The sequence below is a fragment of the Pantoea sp. RIT-PI-b genome, assembly GCF_001187905.1.
Taxonomy (GTDB): domain Bacteria; phylum Pseudomonadota; class Gammaproteobacteria; order Enterobacterales; family Enterobacteriaceae; genus Pantoea; species Pantoea nemavictus.
The window spans coordinates 59744-82129 of sequence record NZ_LGIS01000014.1 but is presented as its reverse complement, the minus strand read 5'-3'; the positions used below and the strand labels follow the sequence as shown (position 1 = coordinate 82129).

At 54.9% G+C, this 22386-nt stretch carries 20 protein-coding genes; 6 read left to right on the top strand and 14 right to left on the bottom strand.

All coding sequences use genetic code 11. The annotated features are described in order from the left end of the window. Positions 1-37: 37 nt before the first annotated feature. The 4 genes from AC790_RS25110 to gltP all read right to left on the bottom strand — a co-directional run bounded on the left by AC790_RS25110 (position 38) and on the right by gltP (position 5816). Positions 38-1315: a hypothetical protein gene (locus AC790_RS25110; RefSeq protein ID WP_235440731.1), complete on the bottom strand. Its 1278-nt coding sequence runs from the start codon at positions 1313-1315 to the stop codon at positions 38-40. 629 nt (positions 1316-1944) lie between these two features. After that, positions 1945-3387: a PTS N-acetylmuramic acid transporter subunit IIBC gene (murP, locus tag AC790_RS06805; RefSeq protein ID WP_049851293.1), complete on the bottom strand. Its 1443-nt coding sequence runs from the start codon at positions 3385-3387 to the stop codon at positions 1945-1947. Continuing rightward, positions 3387-4298, bottom strand: coding sequence for an N-acetylmuramic acid 6-phosphate etherase (gene murQ / locus AC790_RS06800; protein ID WP_007888556.1), 912 nt, complete (start codon positions 4296-4298; stop codon positions 3387-3389). Before murQ ends, murP begins: the two co-directional genes overlap by 1 nt. Before the next feature lie 216 nt (positions 4299-4514). After that, positions 4515-5816, bottom strand: a complete 1302-nt coding sequence (gene gltP / locus AC790_RS06795; RefSeq protein ID WP_007888562.1) for a glutamate/aspartate:proton symporter GltP — start codon at positions 5814-5816, stop codon at positions 4515-4517. Positions 5817-6397: 581 nt separating this feature from the next. Between gltP and acs the strand changes: the two genes are divergently transcribed. The 3 genes from acs to actP all read left to right on the top strand — a co-directional run bounded on the left by acs (position 6398) and on the right by actP (position 10626). After that, a complete protein-coding gene (gene acs / locus AC790_RS06790; RefSeq protein ID WP_049851292.1) occupies positions 6398-8353 on the top strand; it encodes an acetate--CoA ligase in 1956 nt (651 codons plus the stop codon). A gap of 297 nt (positions 8354-8650) precedes the next feature. Continuing rightward, a complete protein-coding gene (locus AC790_RS06785; RefSeq protein WP_049851291.1) occupies positions 8651-8977 on the top strand; it encodes a DUF485 domain-containing protein in 327 nt (108 codons plus the stop codon). Further along, a complete protein-coding gene (actP, locus tag AC790_RS06780) occupies positions 8974-10626 on the top strand; it encodes a cation/acetate symporter ActP (RefSeq protein WP_007888569.1) in 1653 nt (550 codons plus the stop codon). The genes AC790_RS06785 and actP overlap by 4 nt, the downstream gene beginning before the upstream one ends. A 172-nt stretch (positions 10627-10798) precedes the next feature. Here actP and AC790_RS06775 read toward each other — a convergent pair whose 3' ends face one another. The 4 genes from AC790_RS06775 to AC790_RS06760 all read right to left on the bottom strand — a co-directional run bounded on the left by AC790_RS06775 (position 10799) and on the right by AC790_RS06760 (position 13222). Continuing rightward, on the bottom strand, positions 10799-11344 hold the full coding sequence (locus AC790_RS06775; RefSeq protein WP_007888570.1) for a YfaZ family outer membrane protein: 546 nt from the start codon (positions 11342-11344) through the stop codon (positions 10799-10801). 138 nt (positions 11345-11482) lie between these two features. After that, a complete protein-coding gene (locus AC790_RS06770; protein ID WP_049851290.1) occupies positions 11483-12028 on the bottom strand; it encodes a YfaZ family outer membrane protein in 546 nt (181 codons plus the stop codon). A gap of 83 nt (positions 12029-12111) precedes the next feature. After that, positions 12112-12807 carry an LrgB family protein gene (locus tag AC790_RS06765; protein ID WP_049851289.1) on the bottom strand — a complete coding sequence of 232 codons (696 nt, stop codon included), beginning with the start codon at positions 12805-12807 and terminating at the stop codon, positions 12112-12114. Beyond that, on the bottom strand, positions 12800-13222 hold the full coding sequence (locus AC790_RS06760; RefSeq protein WP_049851288.1) for a CidA/LrgA family protein: 423 nt from the start codon (positions 13220-13222) through the stop codon (positions 12800-12802). The genes AC790_RS06765 and AC790_RS06760 overlap by 8 nt, the downstream gene beginning before the upstream one ends. A gap of 102 nt (positions 13223-13324) precedes the next feature. Here AC790_RS06760 and AC790_RS06755 point away from each other — a divergent pair, with 102 nt between their 5' ends. Further along, entirely contained in the window at positions 13325-14227 is a 903-nt protein-coding gene (locus AC790_RS06755; protein ID WP_049851287.1) for a LysR family transcriptional regulator, read from the top strand. Between the two features lie 95 nt (positions 14228-14322). On the opposite strand, the gene AC790_RS06750 is transcribed toward AC790_RS06755, so the two are convergent. The 4 genes from AC790_RS06750 to soxR form a co-directional block, all read right to left on the bottom strand. Then, the gene (locus AC790_RS06750; RefSeq protein ID WP_009128655.1) at positions 14323-15972 is read right to left on the bottom strand and encodes a Na+/H+ antiporter; all 1650 of its coding nucleotides are present in this window, start codon (positions 15970-15972) and stop codon (positions 14323-14325) included. Between the two features lie 139 nt (positions 15973-16111). Beyond that, the gene (locus AC790_RS06745; protein ID WP_049851286.1) at positions 16112-17461 is read right to left on the bottom strand and encodes an NCS2 family permease; all 1350 of its coding nucleotides are present in this window, start codon (positions 17459-17461) and stop codon (positions 16112-16114) included. 298 nt (positions 17462-17759) lie between these two features. Continuing rightward, the gene (locus AC790_RS06740) at positions 17760-18425 is read right to left on the bottom strand and encodes a glutathione S-transferase family protein (protein ID WP_009128649.1); all 666 of its coding nucleotides are present in this window, start codon (positions 18423-18425) and stop codon (positions 17760-17762) included. Between the two features lie 42 nt (positions 18426-18467). Next, on the bottom strand, positions 18468-18944 hold the full coding sequence (gene soxR / locus AC790_RS06735; protein WP_009128647.1) for a redox-sensitive transcriptional activator SoxR: 477 nt from the start codon (positions 18942-18944) through the stop codon (positions 18468-18470). 98 nt (positions 18945-19042) lie between these two features. On the opposite strand from soxR, the gene soxS reads away from it, so the two are divergent. Both soxS and AC790_RS06725 read left to right on the top strand, forming a co-directional pair. Beyond that, positions 19043-19474 (top strand): superoxide response transcriptional regulator SoxS, encoded by a 432-nt coding sequence (gene soxS / locus AC790_RS06730; protein WP_036621487.1) that lies wholly within the window; start codon positions 19043-19045, stop codon positions 19472-19474. 257 nt (positions 19475-19731) lie between these two features. After that, positions 19732-20013 (top strand): YjcB family protein, encoded by a 282-nt coding sequence (locus tag AC790_RS06725; protein ID WP_008109973.1) that lies wholly within the window; start codon positions 19732-19734, stop codon positions 20011-20013. A gap of 56 nt (positions 20014-20069) precedes the next feature. On the opposite strand, the gene AC790_RS06720 is transcribed toward AC790_RS06725, so the two are convergent. Next, the gene (locus AC790_RS06720; RefSeq protein ID WP_009128641.1) at positions 20070-21020 is read right to left on the bottom strand and encodes an ATP-grasp fold amidoligase family protein; all 951 of its coding nucleotides are present in this window, start codon (positions 21018-21020) and stop codon (positions 20070-20072) included. 8 nt (positions 21021-21028) lie between these two features. Further along, a complete protein-coding gene (locus tag AC790_RS06715; RefSeq protein ID WP_049851285.1) occupies positions 21029-22285 on the bottom strand; it encodes a polysaccharide biosynthesis C-terminal domain-containing protein in 1257 nt (418 codons plus the stop codon). Between the last annotated feature and the right edge of the window lie 101 nt (positions 22286-22386).

Below are 22386 nucleotides of genomic sequence, written 5' to 3'. Positions count from 1 at the left end.
GGGTGGACGATCCCCCCAGATTGATCCCCCCCACGCCCTACTGTGGATTGCTGCCGGTAGGAGCGAGGGTAACGATACCGCCGGCGCTGTTGTTGAAGGTGCTGCCGCTTTGTACATTCACCGCGTTGGCGCCGTAGCCGGTTGAACCCACGCCAGTGCCATCCTGGCGATTGAGGAATCCGCCGTTAATCACACCGTTATTCAGGCCGTTGCTGCCGTCGGTTAATACCAGCGCGGTGCCGTTATTGGTGATGCTGCCGCGACTCGCCAGCTTGCCATCAATCACCGCTTGCGCACCGTTGGAGGCTTTAATCGCCCCACCGGTAGCACCAACCACTTCAAGGGTTTTACCTGCGGCCAGATTTACTTTGGCATCAGGGCCGCTGGCGTTGATCACAATACGATTGCCGATAGGCTGCGTCACCTCATCCGGCGGCGTCGCGCTAACGTTGTAAACAATATTGCCGCTGCTGAAGGTCACAGCTTTATTAAATTCGGTGAGATAGCGGGTTTTATCGAGGTTGCCGCGCTGTAGCTGACTAATCAGCCAGTTGTTATAACTCTGCAGCTGACTGGCGTTAGTGACGGTAAAGCTGGTGCTGCTGCCGTCCAACGTCTGTACGCTGAAGGCGCCGTTGTAGGTGGCGAGGTTCTGCACGGCGTAAGAGCTGGTCGCCGCACCGCTGCCGTCAGGCGTGGCGGTTGCGCCAAAGAAGCTAATGCGGTTATTGCTGTTCCAGTTCACCGTGCCGGTGCCGCTAACGTCAAACAGCTGCGTCTGTTTTGCTGCCATGGTCCAGCTGTTGGTCGCGCTGCTGCTGGCGGCATTGGGCTGGCCAATATTGACATCCAGCGTTCCGCCCGTCACATCCGCCACACGCGCATTGATGTATTGCCCGTTATTCACATTTTGTACATCCGGCACGCTGGTGGTGCTGCTCACCGGAGCCAGCGCTACCAGACTGGCAGAGTTGTAAACCTGGAAGGTGGTATTGGTGCCGGTCGCGGCATCAGGCGTGGTAATGGCAAAGTTTTGCGGGCCGGGATCAAGGCGATCCTGATTGATGAATTGTGAGCCGGAGGTAATGGCCACTTGTCCTAGCGTGGTGGAGACCGCACCGTCAGTGCCTGCGGTGAATGCCTGGTTACCGGTCAGCGTTTCACTGCCACTGCTGACTACCAGCTTGCCAACCTGATTATCATTAACTTGCGGCGTATATGCGCCTAACGTAACCGCCTGACTTTGAATCGCTGGATAGAACAGCAGTTGCGCCGCCATCATCCCTATCGCAATCGGATTTAATTTGAACCTCATACTTCCTCCAGTGGGCGTGCAGCGTCCACGCTGTTATTGCAACAGCGTTAAATTCATCTTGAGGGGGATAAAACGGCAGGTTAATACCAACCCCGTGTCGAGATTTAATTTGAGAACCACTGTGTGAAGAAAATACGGCGCAGCGAAAAAGGAATGAAGCTATCGTTATTTACCCTCAGCCATTCGCATCGCAGGAGACAGGCTAACGCTGCCAGGGCATCTGCAATTTGAAGTCTTACGGGCATAGATTTAATGGCTTAATGTATAGACTTTTTTGCTTGCTGATGCAAAAAGCAATTTCGGGTAACTTATTGTGATAATGGATAAATAATTGCGAGGCAGGCGAGATAATCCAAATAAATTAAGGCCAATTATTATTTAAGGTCTAGCTTTCTATCCCTTTAATAAATCCTTAATTTTTTCCTGACATTTTACTTACACATGGCCCTTATGTGGTGAAACCCCCTTTGCCAGGATAAGCGATACGAGGGAGTGTAAAAGTGTGATTCAAGTCACGTTTAAGTTGAAGTTTGTTTATAATGCTTCCATTAACTCGGTCGCCATTAATGGCGACCCTACGATGGTAAGGTGCGCAATTTATGCGCACTGGGTGAGCAATGGTATGAAAATCAACTTAAATCGACATTACGGGTTCCGCCCCACCAGGTGAATGCGAATCCACCGATCCACGCTACGATCAACCCCGCGAGATAGACCGCCATACCGGCAAAAATCCCCTGCGATGAAGTCATCAGCGGCAGCGTTACCAAACCCGATGGGCCGAACACCGTGTTCATTCCCACCGGCAATCCCAGCCACGCCACCAGCCCGATAAAGAAGCCACCCAATGCGCCACCGCAACAGGCGGTGATAAACGGCTTGAGACGCGGTAGCGTTACGCCATAAATCAGCGGCTCACCGACGCCGAGCAAGCCTGGCACAATCGCGCCTTTAATCTGCTTACGCAGCAGCGAATGCTTATCCGCTTTACACCATAACGCCAGCGAAGCGCCGACCTGCCCAGCGCCCGCCATGGCCAGAATCGGGAACAGCGAATTAAAACCCTGGGTTTCCATCAGCGCGAAATAGACCGGAATAAAGCCCTGATGAATACCGAACATCACGGCGATTAAAAACAGCCCGGCGAGCAGGGCACAACCAAACGGATTATTATTCAGATGAATAAACAGCCAGGACATGCCTTTAAACAGTTCGCCGCCAATCGGCATAATCACCAGGAAAGTGACGGCACCGGTAATTAACAACGTCAGTAATGACGTTAAAATCATATCGAGATTATCGGGAATGATTTTGCGCAGCTGTTTCTCAACCCAGGCACCAAATATGGCCGCCAGCAGCACGCCAATAATGTTGCCACGCGGATCGATTACCATCCCGAAGAAATCTTCCATGCCGCTGTAATAACCGACCGTGGCTTTTGGCGCATATCCAAGCACAAACAATGACGCGATAATCGCCCCGTTGACGCCCGTTCCGCCAAACGCTTTCTGTGCGTTGTAGCCGATCAAAATACTCAGGAAGGTGAACAGCCCTTTGCCGAACACCTTCATGTACGCCACGGTATCCAGCAGCCAACGCGCATGATCGCCCGGCTGATTGAGGTGAAAGATCTGCTCAATCAGCGTAGCAAAGCCCAACAGTAAACCGGCACCAATAAAGCCAGGAATCAGCGGGGTGAAAATGGTGGCAAAGCAGGAGAGAAAGCGGTGCAGCGCGCTGGTCTGTTTCGCCTTCATCTGCTGCTTTTGCGCGCTGGCAATGCTGTGCAGATCGCTGGGTGCATCTGCCGCGCTGGCATGATTGAGCAGCGCCTGCATCTTCTCCGCTGCGGTTTGCGCTTTGCCCGGTCCCAGTACGATCTGTAACTGCGCATCGCTCTCGATCACGCCCAGCACGCCCGGCAGCGTTTTCAGTTTGGCGCTATCCACCTGCGCGGCATCGGCCAACGTCAGGCGCAGGCGCGTCATGCAATTGCCGCACTGCACCACGTTATTCGCTCCGCCCACCGCGTGCAGGATGTCACGCAGCAGCCCTTCCGTGATGGCGGCCATCATTGTGCTCCCGCGTCGCGCAAGGCCTGGCGGATAAAGCCCTGATTCTGGCTGAGCAGCGATGTCGCCTCTTCAGCAGTGAGCCCGGCCAGCACCATCACAATCGCGGTTTTGCAGTGGCCCTGACAGGCTGCCAGCGCCTGCTGCGCCGTGGCATCGTCGCAGTCAGTGGCTTGCTTGACGATATTCACCTGCCGCTGCACCAGCTTCTGGTTGGTGGCTTCAACATCAACCATCAGGTTGCCATACACTTTGCCGCTGCGAATCATCGCGCCGGTGGTGAGCATATTCAGCACCAGCTTCTGCGCGGTGCCCGCCTTCATGCGCGAAGAGCCGGTCACCACTTCAGGGCCAACCACCGGCGTCAGCGCCACATCAGCGGCGTGCGACATCGGGCTGTTGGGATTGCAGGTTAACGCCGCCGTCAATGCGCCCTGCTGTTTTGCATAGGCCAGTGCGCCGAGCACATACGGCGTGCGACCGCTGGCGGCTATGCCGACTAAAACGTCGTTAGCCGCAAAGGCGATATCACGCAGATCCTGTGCGCCCTGCTCAACGTTGTCTTCGGCGTTTTCTACCGCTTGCAGAATCGCGGTGTGCCCGCCGGCAATCAATCCCACCACCTGGCTGCGCGGCGTGCCAAAGGTTGGCGGGCATTCACTGGCATCCAGAATGCCCAACCGACCCGATGTCCCCGCGCCACAATAGATAAGGCGTCCGCCTTTGCTGAACGCGGCGGTAATCGCATCCACTACCTGCGCAATCTGCGGCACGATGGCTTCTACTGCCAGCGCTACTTTTTTATCTTCATCATTAATCACGCGCAGCATGGCTTCGGTCGACAGTTCATCGATGTTTTGGCTGGCTGGGTTACGCCCTTCGGTGATCATCTGGCTGAGATCGATCTGCATGAAATACTCCTGAGAGAGAATAATTTATTCGGAAAACTATATATCAAACCGAATTGTTAATTCCTCTGCTCTGGAGATATTTTTGTGTTTTGCCGCAGCGGGCATAAAAAAACCCGCCGATGGCGGGTTTCTGGGGATACCGGTCGCCATGAATGGCGACCCTACAATTGTTTGTCGAGGTTTTCGTAGGGTGCGCATTCATGCGCACCGGGCAAATTAGCTGGCGCTTTGTGTACGCAGCTGTTGCTCGTAGGCGGCGGCTTGTTTGGTGTCGAACTGGTCTTCCCAGCGCGCAATCACCAGCACCGCCAGCGCGTTACCGATCACGTTCAGCGCGGTACGCGCCATGTCCATGATGCGATCCACACCGGCGATAAACGCCAGACCTTCCAGCGGAATACCGACACTGCCCAGTGTCGCCAGCAGCACCACGAAGGAGACGCCCGGCACGCCAGCGATTCCTTTCGAGGTCACCATCAGCGTCAGCACCAGAATGATCTCGTCAGTCAGCGACAGGTCGATGCCATACAGCTGCGCGATAAAGATCGCCGCGATGCTCTGGTACAGCGTTGAACCGTCAAGGTTGAACGAGTAGCCGGTCGGCACCACGAAGCTGGTGATGGCTTTCGGCGCGCCGTAGGCTTCCATCTTTTGCATAATGCGCGGCAGCACGGTTTCTGAACTCGAGGTGGAATAAGCAAGAATCAGCTCGTCTTTCAGAATGCGCATCAAAGTGGTAATACGCAACTTACAGAAGCGCGCCACCGTGCCCAGCACCACGAAAGCAAAGAACAGAATCGCCACGTACACCAGCAGCACCAGCTTGGCCAACGGATAAAGCGAGGCAAAACCGAAGTTGGCGATGGTGACGGCAATCAACGCAAACACGCCGACCGGCGCATAGCGCATGATCATGTGCGTCACTTTAAACATGGTTTCGGAAATAGAACGGAATACCGTCACCAGCGGATCGCGATGTTCCGATGGCAGCGCCGACAGCCCCATACCAAACAGCACCGAGAAGAAGATAATCGGCAGCATGTCGCCCTTCACCAATGAGGCAAAGATGTTCTGCGGGATCAGCGACAGAATGGTGGTCACCAATCCATGCGGTGCGCCCTGCACAGCTTCGGTTGTGGCTTCGTATTTAGAGATGTCCACCGTTGCCAGCGTTGACATATCAATGCCGCTGCCGGGTTGGAATACGTTGGCCAGCGTAATACCGACCACAATGGCAAGGGTGGTGATCACTTCAAAATAGATGATGGTTTTGACACCAATACGTCCGAGCTTTTTCGCATCGCCAACGCCCGCAATGCCGACAATCAGTGAGGAAATCACAATCGGCACCACAATCATCTTGATCAGATGAATAAAGATGTCACCAGCTGGCGTCAGAATGTTAGTGATTAACCATTCACGATCGTCAGGCTGATTATGCAGCACGGTTCCCACAATCACGCCCAGAATCAGCGCAACTAAAATCTGCCATGCAAGGGTGAACTTAAAACCTTTCATAACGCGTTATTTCCTCAGTTAAAAACCCCTTTGCTCTGCTGCGAAGGTGCAGGAGAAATGTCACACAGGGAAGTGAGCAAAAGCCCGATAAAATAGAGGGTTATTTATGACTACGTCGGTTACAGCTGTGCAGGCATTTTGCGCCGGCGAAGTGATGCAGTCTGAGTTGATACCTGCTGAACAGGGCCGAGATAAGTACCATTTTCACTACGGTAAATGCAACCCCCGGCGCGATAGCGCAAATCTTATTCAGGTTAGTAGCATAAAATGCTGACAATGGTTAACGGCTATAACTCGCTGTTATGAAAAGTGTTAATTCGATAAGTTTCAGCATAGCTATGCACTATTGTGCAAAAAGCGGCCCGGCTCGTTTGCCGATTATTTGCACAGCAGCGGCAGAGATCTCGTAGGCTTACAGCAGATGATGGGGCATTTCACGCCAGGTTTTAGCGCAGCGAAGGCGTGACATTTAAGGGGGCTAAAAGGTCGTGATCCAGACTACAAAACAGAAACAAAGCCCTGACACGGTCTTCAATTAACCTTTGATTGACATATGATTAACATCTTCAAGGAGGTCAGCCATGAGCCAAATACATAAGCATCCCGTACCCGCTGCCATCGCAGCGAATGCTCTCATTAATGCCGATCAGTATGCGGCGCTGTATCAACAATCGGTTGACGATCCCGACACCTTTTGGGGTGAACAAGGCAAAATTCTCGACTGGATTAAACCTTACAGCAAAGTGAAAAATACCTCCTTTGCCCCCGGCAATATTTCAATTCGCTGGTACGAAGACGGCGCGCTTAACCTCGCCGCCAACTGCCTCGATCGCCATCTGGCCACTCGCGGCGATCATCCCGCCATCATCTGGGAAGGCGACGACGCCAGCGAAAGCAAAACCATCACTTTCCGTGAGCTGCACGGCGATGTCTGTCGCTTTGCCAATGTGCTCACCAGCCTCGGCGTGAAGAAAGGCGACGTGGTCGCGATTTATATGCCAATGGTGCCGGAAGCGGCCGTGGCGATGCTGGCCTGCGCGCGCATTGGCGCGGTGCACTCGGTGATTTTTGGCGGCTTCTCACCGGAAGCGGTGGCGGGACGCGTGGTCGATTCCAACGCCAAACTGATCATCACCGCCGACGAAGGCGTACGCGCCGGTCGCAGCATTCCGCTGAAGAAAAACGTCGATGATGCCCTGAACAATCCGAACGTCACCACGGTGAAAAATGTGGTGGTGTTCAAGCGCACTGGCAAAGAGTCCGGCTGGCGCGAAGGTCGCGATTTGTGGTGGCACGATCTAATGGCGAAGGCCAGCGATCAGCATGAGCCTGTCGCCGTCGATGCCGAACATCCACTGTTTATCCTGTACACCTCCGGTTCCACCGGCAAGCCAAAAGGCGTGCTGCATACCACCGGCGGTTATCTGGTGTATGCCGCCAGCACCTTTAAGTATGTGTTTGATTACCATCCTGATGATGTCTATTGGTGTACCGCCGACGTCGGCTGGATCACCGGTCACAGCTATCTGATTTACGGTCCGCTGGCATGCGGTGCCACCACGCTGATGTTTGAAGGCGTGCCGAACTGGCCGAAGCCAAGTCGTATGGCAGAAGTGGTGGATAAACATAAAGTAACGTTGCTGTACACCGCGCCAACCGCGATTCGCGCCCTGATGGCCGAAGGCGATAAAGCGATTGAAGGCACCGATCGCAGCAGTCTGCGCATCATGGGTTCGGTGGGTGAACCGATCAACCCGGAAGCCTGGGAGTGGTACTACAAAAAGATTGGCGACAGCCGTTGCCCGATCGTCGATACCTGGTGGCAGACCGAAACCGGCGGCTTTATGATCACGCCGCTGCCGGGTGCCACCGAACTGAAAGCCGGTTCCGCCACTAAGCCGTTCTTCGGCGTGCAGCCCGCGCTGGTCGATAACGAAGGCAATCCGCTGGAGGGCGCTACCGAAGGCAACCTGGTGATCGTCGATTCCTGGCCAGGCCAGGCACGTACGCTGTATGGCGATCACGATCGTTTCGAGCAGACCTACTTCTCCACCTTCAAAAATCGCTACTTCAGCGGTGACGGTGCGCGCCGTGATGAAGATGGCTATTACTGGATCACCGGCCGCGTAGATGACGTGCTCAACGTCTCCGGTCACCGCCTGGGCACCGCCGAGATTGAATCGGCACTGGTGTCACATCCGAAGATTGCGGAAGCTGCGGTGGTGGGCATTCCTCACAGCATCAAAGGTCAGGCGATCTACGCGTATATCACGTTAAACCACGGCGAAGAGCCATCGCCCGAGCTGTATACCGAAGTGCGTAACTGGGTGCGTAAAGAGATCGGCCCGATTGCCACGCCGGATGTGCTGCACTGGACCGACTCGCTGCCGAAAACCCGCTCCGGCAAGATTATGCGTCGCATTCTGCGCAAAATCGCCGCGGGCGATACCAGCAATCTCGGCGATACCTCTACGCTGGCCGATCCGGGCGTGGTAGAGAAATTGCTGGAGGAGAAACAGTCCATCACCATGCCGTAAGCGGCATCGACCCGACGGAGAGTGTCAGCCTGTCCACGGCAGGTTCCTCTCCGTCACCCTGACCTTACGCCGTATGCCTTTCAACATCGCACAACCCATACCCAAAATAATTCGAGCTGCAGGAAGGCGGCAAAGATGAGAATTCCAGAAGCTTACTGAAGTAAGTGACTGGGATGAGCATACGCAGCCAACGCACCTGTAGCTTGAAGTATGAAGGGTATATATAACTAGAATATTCAGCCAGTTAAATCACTTCATTGTGAGATTTCCGTCTGCCTTGCCTCTGGAGAAAATGTGATGAACGAAACCCCTGAACAGGAAGCAATCTGGCAACAAGTCGAAAGTAATCCGCGCTATCACGAACTGGTGCATAATCGGCAGGCATTCGCACTGTTGCTCAGCATTATCATGCTGGTGCTCTACGTCGGCTTTATTCTGCTGATCGCCTTTGCGCCCGGCTGGCTCGGTACGCCCTTACATGCAGGCACCAACGTGACGCGAGGGATTCCGATTGGCATCGGACTGATCGTGATGTCGTTCGTGCTGACCGGCGTCTACGTGTGGCGCGCTAACGGCGAGTTTGACCGCCTGACCAAACAGATCCTGAGCGAGGTGAAATCATGAAGCGCTTGCTCTCGATGTTTTTGGCTATCGTGCCTGCCAGCGTATTTGCCGCCGATGCCATTACCGGTGCGGTGCAGCGCCAGGCCACCAACTATGAAGCCATCATCATGTTCGTGGTGTTTGTCGCGGCGACGCTCGGCATCACCTATTGGGCCTCGAAACGTACCCGCTCGCGCAGCGATTACTACACCGCCGGCGGTAATATCACCGGTTTCCAAAATGGCCTGGCCATCGCCGGCGACTTTATGTCTGCCGCCTCGTTCCTCGGTATTTCTGCCCTGGTTTACACGTCGGGCTACGACGGGCTGATCTACTCGCTCGGTTTCCTTGTCGGCTGGCCGATGATCCTGTTTTTGATCGCCGAACGCCTGCGCAATCTTGGTCGTTACACCTTCGCTGATGTCGCATCCTATCGCCTGGCGCAAAAACCGATTCGTACGCTATCGGCCTGCGGTTCGTTGGTGGTGGTGGCGCTGTACCTGATTGCACAGATGGTCGGTGCCGGTAAGTTGATCCAGCTGCTGTTCGGTTTGGATTACCACATTGCGGTGGTGATGGTCGGTATTTTGATGGTGTTGTACGTGCTGTTCGGCGGCATGTTAGCCACCACCTGGGTGCAGATTATCAAAGCGGTGCTGCTGCTGTTTGGCGCCAGCTTTATGGCGATTATGGTAATGAAGGCCACCGGTTTCAGCTTCAACACGCTGTTTACCGAAGCCATGGCGGTACACCCCAAAGGCGCGGCGATTATGCAGCCTGGCGGATTGGTGAAAGACCCGATATCGGCGCTGTCACTCGGCCTGGGCTTGATGTTTGGTACCGCCGGTTTGCCGCATATTCTGATGCGCTTCTTTACAGTCGCCGATGCGCGTGAGGCACGCAAAAGCGTGTTCTGGGCCACCGGCTTTATGGGCTACTTCTACTTCCTGACCTTTATTATCGGCTTCGGCGCGATTTTACTGGTGGGATCGAATCCGGCCTTCAAAGATGCCAGCGGCGCCCTGCTCGGCGGCACCAATATGGCCGCGGTACATCTGGCGAACGCGGTCGGCGGCAGCCTGTTCCTCGGCTTTATTTCGGCGGTGGCTTTCGCCACAATTCTGGCGGTAGTGGCAGGTCTGACATTGGCGGGCGCTTCAGCGGTGTCACACGATCTCTATGCCAGCGTGATCCGCGAAGGTAAGGCGACGGAACGCGATGAACTGCGCATCTCGAAAATCACCGTGTTGGTATTAGGTGTGGTGGCGATTGCACTGGGGATTCTGTTTGAAAAGCAGAACATTGCCTTTATGGTCGGCCTGGCGTTCTCGATTGCTGCCAGCTGTAACTTCCCAATTATTCTGTTGTCGATGTACTGGTCAAAACTAACCACGCGCGGCGCGATGGTGGGCGGCTGGCTGGGACTGATCACTGCGGTGCTGCTGATGATTCTCGGACCGACGATTTGGGTGCAGGTGCTGGGGCATGACAAGCCGATTTATCCGTATGAGTATCCGGCGCTGTTCTCCATGCTGGCGGCGTTTATCGGCATCTGGCTGTTCTCGATCACCGACCATTCGGCGCGCGGCGCCCAGGAACGTGCTCGCTTCCGTGGACAGTTTATTCGTTCGCAGACGGGGATAGGGATTTCGCAGGGTAAATCGCATTAGTTTTGTGCGTTGTTCCCCTCCCCCTAACCCTCTCCCGCACGCGGTAGAGGGAACCGATCGGCGCGTTTTTCTCCCTCTCCCACCCGTGGAGGAGGGCCAGGGTGAGGGCCAGCGCGCACCCTAACGCAAAAGGGCGACCCAATGGGTCGCCCTTTCTTATCCGATCCTGAAATCAGAAACGCAGTGACGCGCCAACGTATGGGCCATCGACCAGTACGTTGTCTTTACGGCTGCCTTTGTTGTTCAGCTCGATGTACTGATAACCCACGCGCAGGTTCAGCAGAGAAATTGGCGTGAAGCTCAGGCCACCAGAGGCTTCCTGGTAGCTATCAAGACGATCGGAGAACGCTTCCGGCGCATAGTAATATTCGCCGTACAGGCCCCACATGCTGTTGAAGCTGTATTGCGCTGCGCCACCGACTGCGACGGTGAAGCCATCACGGCCATCTTCCGGATGGGTGAACAGGGCTTTCGCGGTTGGCGCGATGCGGAAATCGCCCACGTCGATGTTATAGCCCAGGCCTGCACCGTAGGTGCTGCCATCGTGATCGCTACGCAGCCAGTTGCCTTTCAGGAACAGGCCTGGTGAAGTGGTGCCGAGACCAAGGTTCAGGTTGGTGCTGTGCTCACCCACGTCAACACTGCCCTCAATTGCCTGCGCGCCGCTGCTCAGCAGTGCCAGACCCAAAACGCTTCCAGTAACAAGTTGCTTAAACATGTGATTCCACTCCATGAAGGACATTTAATTCGGCGGCAAGGGTAACAGCCTGATAGCAGGAGACAACTTTATTTGGAAAGCTTTACGTAAAAATGGATTACAGCGGGGAAAACGGCCGGTTAAGGCCGTCTGGATATATCAGAAACGGTAGGCAGCGCCAATAAACACGCCATTGATCAGATTCTGGTCATTCTGACCATATTTGCCATAAGTTGACAGATAACGATAACCCGAACTTAGCGTCAGCCATTTGGCCGGTTGGTAATGAAGGCCAGCCTCGAACTGGTACAGGTGGTGCATGTGACGCGTGGCGAAATCCGGAGCCACTGAGTAATCAAGATAGAGCCAGATTTTGTCCACTTTCGGCAGAGGAGCCATAAAGCGCACTCCCGCATTCATGCCGCGGCTCCCGGATTTATCGTTATCAAGATCGGCCCAAAACGCGCCCACGCGCGGTGCTACCGATAATGCGCCGAAAGCATATCCATAGCCAATACTGCCTTCAACCATCTGAGTTTTGCGTTCACCGTTCATGTATTCGGCGCCATACTGCAGGCCCAACGCGGTTTTTTCCGTATTGAGAGTGGCAGAGAAGAAATCGCTGCCCCCTTTAATGCCGATTTCCGCTGCGCTGATCCCAGTGGAGGCCAGCATCAGGCCAACTGCTAAATAATGCTTTTTCATTGTCGCTTCCTTGTTGTTTGCGCGAACAAACAGTAAGCAAAACGACAAGGAAGCAAAATAAGCCCTGGCTTGAAAATGAACCGCTATGCTGCCCACAGCAGATGGCTCAGCAGCGGAGCCAGAATCACCGTCACCACGCCCGACAGCATCATCACCAGGCTGGATACCACGCCCTCCTGCTGGCCGAGTTGATAGGCACGCGCGGTACCCGCGCCATGTGATGCCGCACCAAAACCTGCGCCCTTCGCCACGCCCTGCTTGATGGCGATACGCAGAAACAGCACATCCCCCACCGCCATGCCGAACACGCCGGTGATCACCACAAATAGCGCCACCAGATCGGGCTGGCCGCCAATAGGTTGCGCCGCCGCCAGCGCGAACGGCGTGGTAATCGAGCGCACCGCCAGACTGCGCTGGATGGTTTCCGGCAGCGTCAGCAGACGCGCCAGCCACACCGAGCTGCAGACCGCCACCAACGTGGCGGTAAGTACGCCGACACTCAGCGACAGCCAGTGACGTTTGATGATCTCGAGGTTCTCATACACCGGCACGGCGAACGCCAGCGTTGCCGGACCCAGCAACCAAATCAGCCAGTGACTTTCGGCAATGTAATTTTTCCAGCTCACATGGGTGAGCAGCAGCAGCGCGACCAGCACCAGCGGCGTAAGCACCAACGGCATCAGCAATAGCGTGCGCCAGCGACGATAGAGCATCTTGTTGATGTAATAGACCAGCAGCGTGAACGCCAGACACAGCAGGCTTATCAGCAGATCATTCATCATGCGCCTGCTTACGCGCGGCACGCGCCAGTTCGTAGCGATATAAACGATCGACCACCAGAGAAGTGGAAGCCAGCACCAGTAAAGTGCTCACGCCAATCACCACGCAGATGCGCCAGCCTTCGCTGCGCAGCAAGTCGCTGTAGTTCACCACCGCCACGACCGCTGGAATAAAGAACAGCAGCATTTCCGCCAGCAGCCAGTTAGCGCCCGCTTTCACCCAGCGCAGCGGCACAATGCGCGTCATGATCAACCCTAACAGCAGCACCATGCCGACCACGTTAGCGGGCAACGGCAGATGCAGCCAGCTCACCAGCCGGTCGCTGAAGATAAACAAACCCACATACAGCCCCAGCTGCAGCGGAATAAAAGCGTGTTGCAGGAGATCCGTTCTGCGCGGACTTAATGCCATCATTTCCTTTTCCCCCATGAAAAATTCAGGGACTAGTATAAATCCGCCGCAAACTGTGAAAGAAATGAATTAAAATCATTCAAACTATGCCAAAAAGGAATGCTTATGGACGTGCGAGCGCTGCGCTACTTTACCGAAGTGGTCCGCCAGCAAAGCTTTACCCGCGCCGCCGAGAAGCTCTACGTGACGCAGCCCACCATCAGCAAAATGCTACGCCAGCTGGAAGAGGAGCTGGGCTGCACCCTGCTGCTGCGCGAAGGACGCAAACTGCATCTTACCGACAGCGGCCAGGCAGTTTATCAGCGCGGACTGGCGATTCTGCAGGAGTTTCATCAGCTTGAGGCGCAGCTGGGCGACATCAACCAGCTGAAAACTGGCGAGCTGCGCCTGGGGATTCCCCCGATGGTCGGCATGCAGATGGCCGGATCAATCTCCGCCTTTCGCCGCCGTTATCCCGGCGTTGAATTGAAAATTGCCGAATTTGGCGGCCTGACGGCACAGCAAGCGGTGCTGAGTGGCGCGCTCGATATCGCCCTCACCGCGCTACCGATCGATGCCGAGCTGCCGCTCAACACGCTGGAGTTGATGCATCATCCGCTGTGCGTGCTTTTACCGCGTAGCGACATCTGGCTCGACCACACTCAAGTCGGACTAAAAGAGTTAGCCAAACATCCGCTGCTGATCCTCAACGAAGAGTTCGCGCTCAATCGCCAGATCAAAAAAGCGTTTCAGCGCCTTAATTTGACGCCGAATATTGCGCTGCGCAGCGCGCAGTGGGATTTTCTTGCGGCGATGGTGCAAGCGGGCATGGGCTTGGCGATTCTGCCGGAGCCGATCTGTCAGCGGCTGGATAAGCAATCGCTGCTGTGGCTGCCGCTGGAGTCGGAGCTGCAGTGGAGTTTAGGTTTGATTTGGCGGGAAGGCAGCTACTTGTCGCGCAGCGCTCAGGCGTGGATTGATTGCTGCCGTGAACACTGGCCGGATACGGCGCCGCGGCTATCGGTGTAAATTCTGAATCGGTCGCCATAAATGGCGACCCTACGTTATTTGGCTGGGTTTTCGTAGGGTGCGCATTCATGCGCACCCGGATGACACAGCGACTGCTACTCCTCTTTCTCTATCAGCAGCGCTTCCAGCAGATCGAGATCGTGCAGCAGTTTCTGCATCGTCTCGTTGGAAATTTCCTGGGTGGCACGCAGGTGATACACCTCGGCGCGCTCGGCACGCAGCGCGTTGAGGCGGAAACGACGCTCAAGGTTTTCGGCAAACTGCGCCTGCTCGATATCGTTTTTACCCTCGGCGCGGCGACGCAGATTACCGATCACCCGCAAACTCACTTCCTTCAGCAGCTCCGGATCGATGTTCTCTTCGGTGTCGGTCTCCAGACGCTGCTCCATTTTGTGCAGGCTTTCAATCGCCACGCCCGCCATGGCCGCACGCGCGAATTGAATCTCACGACGATGACCTACCTTATCGATGCTCTCCACATCGCGCAGCAGAATCGGCAGCAGCACCACGCCAACCAGCAGCGAAATCAGAATCACGCCGGTGGCGATGAACACCAACTCGTAGCGCGCCGGGAACGGATCGCCGTTGCTGAGGAACAGTGGAATCGACAGCACACCCGCCAGCGTGATGGCACCGCGCACCCCAGCAAACGAGGCAATCAACAGTTCGCGCAGTGAGTAGTTGGTAAACTCCAGCGGCTTCTTCTTCAGCAGGCGCATGCTGGTGCGCTTCATGATCCACAACCAACCAAAACGCACGACCATCAGCGCGGCATAAACCAGGAAGACGTCAGTGAACAGCATCCACAGCTCGACGTTTGGATCGGCGTTGGCCTGCGCAATGGAGGTGGCCAGGATGTCTGGCAGCTGCAGACCGAGCATCAGGAACACCATGCCGTTGAAGACGAATTCCAACATCTGCCACACGCTATTGGCGCGCAGGCGCATGGCGAGCGGCGCCTGACGGATAATGCCGGAGCGCGTGATGGTCATACCTGCCGCCACGGCAGCGAGGATACCCGAGACGCCAAGGTGTTCCGCAATCAGGTAGGAGGCGAACGGTAACAGCAGCAGCAGCACGGTTTGGGTGGCCGGATCGTCCCCGCTCCAGCGGCTCAGCAGACGCAGCGAGCGGCCATACAGCCAGCAGATCACCACGCCGGCAACCAAACCGCCGACCGCCACTTTGAGGAACTCGACGCTGGCGCCGCCCCAGGTAAACACCATGGTGCCCATCGCCACCGCAACGGCAAACTTCAGCGACACCAGGCCAGATGCGTCATTCATCAGGGCTTCGCCCTGCACAATCGACATGATTTTTTTCGGGATACGCCCTTCACCCACAATGCCGGACAGCGCCACGGCATCGGTTGGCGAGAGCACCGCCGCCAGCGCAAAGGCGGGAATCAGCGGAATCCCCGGCACCAGCCAGTAAATCAGGTAGCCAATCCCGACCACGGTAATCAGCACCAGAACCAGCGCCAACCCCATGATTTCACGACCGTGATGGAGAAACTCGTTAATCGGCGTTTTCCAGCCATCTGCAAACAGCAGCGGCGGAATAAACAGCACGAGGAACAGTTCCGGATCAAAATCGACATGCAGGCCGAAGACGGGAAAAGCGAGTAATGCACCGGCGGCAATTTGCACCAGCGGCAGCGGAATTTGGAACGGCAGAATGCGTGCCGCCACGCTGGAGAGTGAAACCACCAGCGTCATGATGAGAATAGTAAAGAAGATTTCCATGCTGTCCTTAGGCGAATCAATTTCATTAAAGCGATGTTGTTGCGTGGGAAAGTGTAAAACAAAACGCCGCACAGCGGGGCAACCCGATGTGCGGCGTGGAGCAGAAAGAGAATAATCTTGAAATTTATTCGCTTTGGAGTCAGATGGCCCAGCCACCGGCATAGAACGCCACCAGTGCGACAGCAATCACCACGGTGCCGACGTTAAGTTTGCGCCACTCGCCGGCAAACAGGCGACCAATCACCAATGAAGCGAAGCCGAGCATAATGCCGGTCACAATGTTGCAAGTGAGTACGATGAACACCGCGGTCAGCAAGCCAGACATCGCATCAACGAAATCGTTGAAGTCGATTTTGGCCACGTTGCTCAGCATCAGCAGGCCCACGTACATCAGCGCCGGAGCAGTTGCGTAAGCCGGAACCAGATACGCCAGCGGCGACATGAACAGAATCATCAGGAACAGCAAACCGACCACAATCGCCGTCAGACCGGTTTTCCCGCCGGCTGCGGTGCCCGCCGCCGATTCGATATAGACCGCAGCCGGCGATGCGCCGACCAGACCTGCAAACACGCTGCTGAGTGAATCGGTGGTTAACGCGCGGCCGCCGTTGATAATCTGCCCCTCTTTATCCAGCAGATTGGCCTGCCCCGCTACCGCGCGGATGGTACCGGTGGCATCAAACACCGCCGTCATCACCAGCGCCAGAACGCTTGGCAGCACCACCGGTTGCAGCGCACCCATGATATCCAGGCTAAACATCGCCGATTGACCGTTAGCATCCTTCAGGCTTGGCATGGCAAACAGACCTTGATAGGTCACCGCTGGATCGAAAATCAGACCAATAATCGAGATGGCGATGATGGTCAGCAGAATGCCGCCCGGCACGCGCCGTTTCTCCAGGCCGAAAATCGCCGCCAGGCCTACCAGCGCCATGATCACCGGAAACGAGGCGAAGTGGCCCAATGCTACCGGCAAACCTGCCGCCGGGTTCTTCACCACCAAACCAATGCCGTCAGCGGCGATCAGCAGCAGGAACAGACCGATGCCGACGCCGGTGCCATGCGCGACGCCCATCGGTAAGTTACGCAGGATCCACGCGCGAATACCGGTTACCGAAATTAGCGTAAACAGTAAGCCCATCAGGAAAACGGCGCCCAGCGCCACCGGTACACTAATGTGCTGGCCGAGCACCAGGCTAAAAGCGGTGAAGGCGGTCAGCGAGATAGCGCAGCCAATCGCCATTGGCAGGTTGGCCCAGAGGCCCATGACGATCGAACCGATGCTTGCCACCAGGCAGGTAGCAACGAACACCGCCGTTGGCGAGAAGCCCGCTTTGCCCAACATGCCGGGCACCACGATAACCGAGTACACCATCGCCAGAAACGTGGTGAGACCCGCCAATACTTCCTGACGCACGCTGCTGCCGCGTGCAGAAATGTTGAACCAGGCGTCCAGTTTTCCACTGGCCGGGCGCGATTCGCCAGACATAATCATTCCTCAATATTTTTGTGATGTGAGTCGCCGCACGGCGCACGTTTGCCGCTCCCTGATGAAGCTTTTCCTGAAGAAAATCAGGCAAACGTTTACGTCGCCGCGTATTCCAGGTCGTAAAAGGGGGACACGGAAAAAAGGCAAACGATTATCTGGCCTTTGGCATGGCGTTTTCAACTACTAATCGCGGGTAATACAGGATAAATCCAGCCAATGGGTTTCCCAGGTCGCCATGAATGGCGACCCTACGATCATGGGCTTTGTTGGGTCGTCATTCATGGCGACCTGGCCGCAATCAACTCTGCAGTTGAATCGGGCCACCCTGCTCTAACGCGCGCTGCCAGGCGGCGCGCTGCTGCATAGTTTCCAGCCAGCGCGCGGTGGCGGGCATATCACGCAGGGAACCGCGCATTTGCAGTGCCAGCAGCGGGAAGCTCATCTGCACATCGGCGATGCTAAATCGTGAACCGGCAAAAAAGGGATGCTGCGAGAGATGTTGTTCGATCACGCTGCCGTGCAACGCCAGCTGTTTGTTCAGCCAGGCTTTTTGAATCCCTTTGCTCAGCGCAATACCCGCCGGACGCAACAGCCACGGCACCGGCTTTTTGCCCAGCTGCGCAAACACCAGCTTCATCACCAGCAGCGGCATCAGCGATCCTTCAGCGTAGTGCAGCCAGTAACGCGCCTGAATCTGCTCCTCTTCATCGCTTAACATCAGCTGATGTTCGCTGTCATATTTCTGCTGCAGGTATTCAAGGATGGCGCCTGACTCAGCAACCACACGATTGCCATCGGTAATAACCGGCGATTTTCCCAGCGGATGCACTTTCTTTAACGAGTCGGGCGCCAGCAAGCTATTCTCGCGCTGGTAACGTTTAATTTGGTAAGGCACCGCCAGCTCTTCCAGCAGCCATAACACGCGATGCGAGCGGGAATTTTCCAGATGGTGAACGGTGATCATGCGGTTTTCCTTGCCGGTAAGTGTGCTGGCAAGTATAGCGGATTAACGCTTCTGCTCGTCTTGCTCGGGATCGAGTAACACCGCACCCGAACCTTGTTCGCCCAGGCGGTCACCCGGATTGCGCAGCGGGCAGTCTCGCATCGATAAACAGCCGCAACCAATGCAGCCATCAAGATCGTTACGCAAGCGGGTGAGCGTTTCGATACGTTTATCCAGCTCTTCACGCCAATGTTGGGTTAGCGCATCCCACTCCTGCGTCGACATACGCTTGTTGGCCGGCACATGGTTCAGACTATCGCTCACCGTGGCGAGTGGAATGCCGATGCGTTGCGCAATTTTAATAATCGCCACGCGGCGCAATACGTCGCGGCTATAGCGACGTTGATTGCCGCCGTTGCGCGAGCTGAAAATCAACCCTTTGGTTTCATAAAAGTGCAGCGCGGAGACCGCTACGCCGCTACGTTTGGCGACTTCGCCCGGCGTCAGCACCGGCTTCGGGTAATTGCGTTCTTTTTTCATTTAGGGCCTTTACCTCAAGTTAACTTGAGGAATTATACTCGCACCCCAGCAAAACTTCGAATTTCTAACCAGGTAATAACCATCAGAAGGATGAGGCTATGATGCAACAGGAAATCATTCATTCGCTGACCCACTGGATCGATCAGAATCTGGATAAAGCGCTATCAATTGATGAAGTCGCAGCAAAATCAGGTTACTCAAAATGGCATCTGCAGCGTATGTTCCGTGCCGTCACGAAACAAACGCTGGGTGGCTATATTCGCGAACGTCGCCTGACGCTGGCCGCAGAAGCACTGCGTCAAACTCAGCGTCCGGTATTTGATATCGCCATGCAGTACGGTTACGACTCGCAGCAGACTTTCTCGCGCGTGTTCCGCCGCCAGTTCTCGCAAACGCCGACCGCTTATCGTCATACCATGCGCCGTCAGGCGATGATTCAGCGTCCGCGCTTGCTTAGCTTTGACTGTGTGGATAGCAGCATGAACAGCTTTGCCCAGCGTACTACCGGCGAGTGCTGCCCGGTAAGCTAACCTTTTCAGCGCGCCCCGTGCGGGCGCACCTCCCCTTTCCTGCCTGTCTCCTCCCCCAATTTTCGATAAAAATTTTTCTACCATACAAGGTATAAATTTTGTTCAAAATTTAAAATCGAGTGATATAATGTGAGCCAAGTCACACTTTCCTGTTTGCAGTAAGACGGCCAGAAGGGCTTCCCTGACCTTCCTTCTTTGCCGCCCGTGATGTCGATCGAATGTCGGGGATATCACTGATCCTAAGAGGTTTGCTACAGATGGCTACGTTAACCACCAGTTTGATCGTTATGCGCTGGGAACTCCTGAGCGCGGTAATGATGTTCTTCGCCAGCACCATGAAAATTCGTCTGCGTCAAAACAGTCATCACGTGATGGCGCTGCTGTGTGGGGGAATTGGGGTTGGCATGTCCTGCTGGTTTGTTACCGGCCTGCTTGGCATTACGCTGAGCATGGAGAATCTGCACAACTTTATGGAAATCTCGAAGAACGCCTTTATCGAAGTGATGAGCCAAACGCCGACCGACTGGCCAATGCCTTAATCGCTGCCCATAAAAAACCCCGCTTGCGCGGGGTTTTTTATTTTGCTGTGTGATTCTTAAATTTTCTTCAATACGGCCGGAATAGTCACTTCCGCCACCGTGACGCCCGGTATCTTCGTACCGCGACGATCCTGAATCCACATATCACCCATCATTTGATTTAGCCCGCGATCCAGACCGGTAACTAAGCCAGCGCCCGGCGTGAAGGTTAATTCGCCGAAGTAGATCTGGTCGTTATCGATGTACCAATCCACGCGCACATAATCGAAATCACTCGCCAGCTTTTTACTCAGCGCCAGGGCGTGCTGTAACGAGGCCATCTGCGGCGTAACGTCCAGGCCAGTATCACGAATCTTGTGATACGCCTCGTTAAGATTGTTAACGTAAAAATTCATCGACAACAGCGGATTACAGCGGTTGTAGATCACCTGCAGCACATATTCAAAGCTGCCATCGCGCTTATTGAACATGTGGAATTTGTAATCGATCGGCGCCGTTTTACCATCGCCAATATACTGCTCGACCAGGATGCGCGGCTTAATGTAGCGGTAATGAATCTCACGCGCTTCGTTAGCAAAGTCGGTCTTCAGCCAGCGGTGGCAGTCGCTAATGATCTGCTGCTTCTTCAGTGCATCCGGCTCTTCCAGCAGGATTTCGACCATATTAGACGCGTGATTCGGCTTAATAACCGTGTTTTTCCAGCTCGGCAGCGTATGCAGCGAGCTTGGATCGCTGGTTTCATACACCAATGGGATCAGGTATTCGCTGCCCACTTTCTCGGCGATGTATTCGCGCACCGAATATTTGTCCGACAGACGGCCATAGATCTGATAATCACCGTGGACAAATTTGCGGTACAGCACCTTCTCGTTAAAGACTTTCGGCTCACGCAGATTGGGCAGCCTGCGGAACTTGTGAAAGTAGTAGATACGATCCTGGGTAGCCCAGGGCATCTTCTTAATGAAGTACTGCACGCTTCTTCTGAGTTCTTCTTTCAACTTGAGCATATCTGACCTCATTTGTAGGTTTTGTAGTTGAGTGAGGAAACCTGGATTTTTTGGATGACGCCGTTTTTGAAGAAGTAATTCATTACGGTAAGGGACAGCAATTCTGAGATGAAAACGCTCCAGGCGGCACCCATGATGCCGTAGCTCTGGATCAGCCACCACGACAGCGGCAAGCTGATAACCATCAGGCAAACAATTTTCTTCAACAGATAATTAAACCCGCCTTCTTTGACCATGTAGCGATACGCCACGGTCCCCATCGCCGAAAAGCAGGTTGCTAACGACAACAACGTAATGAGACTTCCTGACTGTGTGTACTCGTGACCATACAAAGCGATGATGATTTTTTCGCCGTACATCGCGATCACCGCTAACAACAACAATGAAACACCCATGACATAACCATTAAGCCGTGCTGTCAGCTTGATGGCGGCTTCTCCACGCTCACGGAAAATTTCCGAGAAGCAGGAAGTGATGATGGCGACCGGGATAAAAATCCATGAAGCCGAAATAGTATTGGCGGCAGCGAACAGGCCGAGGTCGCGCGCAGAGGCGATACCCGCCAGGAACATCTGTGCCGCTTTCACCTGCACCGAGATAAAGATGCTGGAGATAGCCAGCGGCAGTCCGGCGTACAGCAGATAGCGCAGATAGGTACCGCGCTTCTCTTGTGGCGGCGCCACATCCTGATTCTCGCGATAAAAGTTAAAGCGCTTAATCACGTACGGCACCAGCGTGACGGCGACAATCGAAACGGTCAGCCACAGCGGATTGAGGTGCAGCCAGGCGATGGCAAAACTCAGGGTGAAACCCAGCAGCAAACCGACAGAGTTGGCGAGGGTATTTAGCCGCGAAGCCAAACGCGCGTTGTTATAAACGCTGAAAGTGTCCTGCGTGACGAAAACCGAAGAAATAAACGAGGCCAGAGCAAAGGCAAGGAAATTTTCCTGCATGTTGTACCAGACCCAAATCAACACCGGCAGCGAAGTGAGCAGCAGTAACACCATGCGCATGTTGCGCGCTACGGTCATCAGGCGCAGACCTTTCGGCGCACTTTTACTGATGCGCTTAAACAAAATGGTTTCTGTCCCGAAAATCGCCACGGTTTGCACCATGGAGAATAGCGAGGCGGAAAACGCCATTTGGCCAAAGATGGTTGGGCCAAAGGATTTTGCCACGTAGGAGGTCACAAATATGACGCCGAACACGGAGACAATCTTTTCAGACATCATCCAGGCGGCATTAGACATTACGCTCAATTTCATTGACTGATCCTTAGTATTACGAACTACAACAACTTTCGGTACAACATCCTTGAAATGAATTAACAAGCGCTCAGTGGGCCTGACTTATTTTAAGAACTTCA

Bases quoted from the DNA above. Each gene is read 5' to 3' on its own strand.
- murQ (WP_007888556.1), bottom strand. From the start codon at position 4,298: ATGCAGATCGATCTCAGCCAGATGATCACCGAAGGGCGTAACCCAGCC.
- AC790_RS06755 (WP_049851287.1), top strand. From the start codon at position 13,325: ATGGACGTGCGAGCGCTGCGCTACTTTACCGAAGTGGTCCGCCAGCAA.
- murP (WP_049851293.1), bottom strand. From the start codon at position 3,387: ATGGCCGCCATCACGGAAGGGCTGCTGCGTGACATCCTGCACGCGGTG.
- actP (WP_007888569.1), top strand. From the start codon at position 8,974: ATGAAGCGCTTGCTCTCGATGTTTTTGGCTATCGTGCCTGCCAGCGTA.
- AC790_RS06775 (WP_007888570.1), bottom strand. From the start codon at position 11,344: ATGTTTAAGCAACTTGTTACTGGAAGCGTTTTGGGTCTGGCACTGCTG.
- soxR (WP_009128647.1), bottom strand. From the start codon at position 18,944: ATGAAAAAAGAACGCAATTACCCGAAGCCGGTGCTGACGCCGGGCGAA.
- AC790_RS06785 (WP_049851291.1), top strand. From the start codon at position 8,651: ATGAACGAAACCCCTGAACAGGAAGCAATCTGGCAACAAGTCGAAAGT.
- AC790_RS25110 (WP_235440731.1), bottom strand. From the start codon at position 1,315: ATGAGGTTCAAATTAAATCCGATTGCGATAGGGATGATGGCGGCGCAA.
- AC790_RS06720 (WP_009128641.1), bottom strand. From the start codon at position 21,020: ATGCTCAAGTTGAAAGAAGAACTCAGAAGAAGCGTGCAGTACTTCATT.
- AC790_RS06725 (WP_008109973.1), top strand. From the start codon at position 19,732: ATGGCTACGTTAACCACCAGTTTGATCGTTATGCGCTGGGAACTCCTG.
- AC790_RS06740 (WP_009128649.1), bottom strand. From the start codon at position 18,425: ATGATCACCGTTCACCATCTGGAAAATTCCCGCTCGCATCGCGTGTTA.
- AC790_RS06765 (WP_049851289.1), bottom strand. From the start codon at position 12,807: ATGAATGATCTGCTGATAAGCCTGCTGTGTCTGGCGTTCACGCTGCTG.
- AC790_RS06745 (WP_049851286.1), bottom strand. From the start codon at position 17,461: ATGTCTGGCGAATCGCGCCCGGCCAGTGGAAAACTGGACGCCTGGTTC.
- AC790_RS06770 (WP_049851290.1), bottom strand. From the start codon at position 12,028: ATGAAAAAGCATTATTTAGCAGTTGGCCTGATGCTGGCCTCCACTGGG.
- AC790_RS06715 (WP_049851285.1), bottom strand. From the start codon at position 22,285: ATGAAATTGAGCGTAATGTCTAATGCCGCCTGGATGATGTCTGAAAAG.
- AC790_RS06750 (WP_009128655.1), bottom strand. From the start codon at position 15,972: ATGGAAATCTTCTTTACTATTCTCATCATGACGCTGGTGGTTTCACTC.
- gltP (WP_007888562.1), bottom strand. From the start codon at position 5,816: ATGAAAGGTTTTAAGTTCACCCTTGCATGGCAGATTTTAGTTGCGCTG.
- AC790_RS06760 (WP_049851288.1), bottom strand. From the start codon at position 13,222: ATGATGGCATTAAGTCCGCGCAGAACGGATCTCCTGCAACACGCTTTT.
- soxS (WP_036621487.1), top strand. From the start codon at position 19,043: ATGATGCAACAGGAAATCATTCATTCGCTGACCCACTGGATCGATCAG.
- acs (WP_049851292.1), top strand. From the start codon at position 6,398: ATGAGCCAAATACATAAGCATCCCGTACCCGCTGCCATCGCAGCGAAT.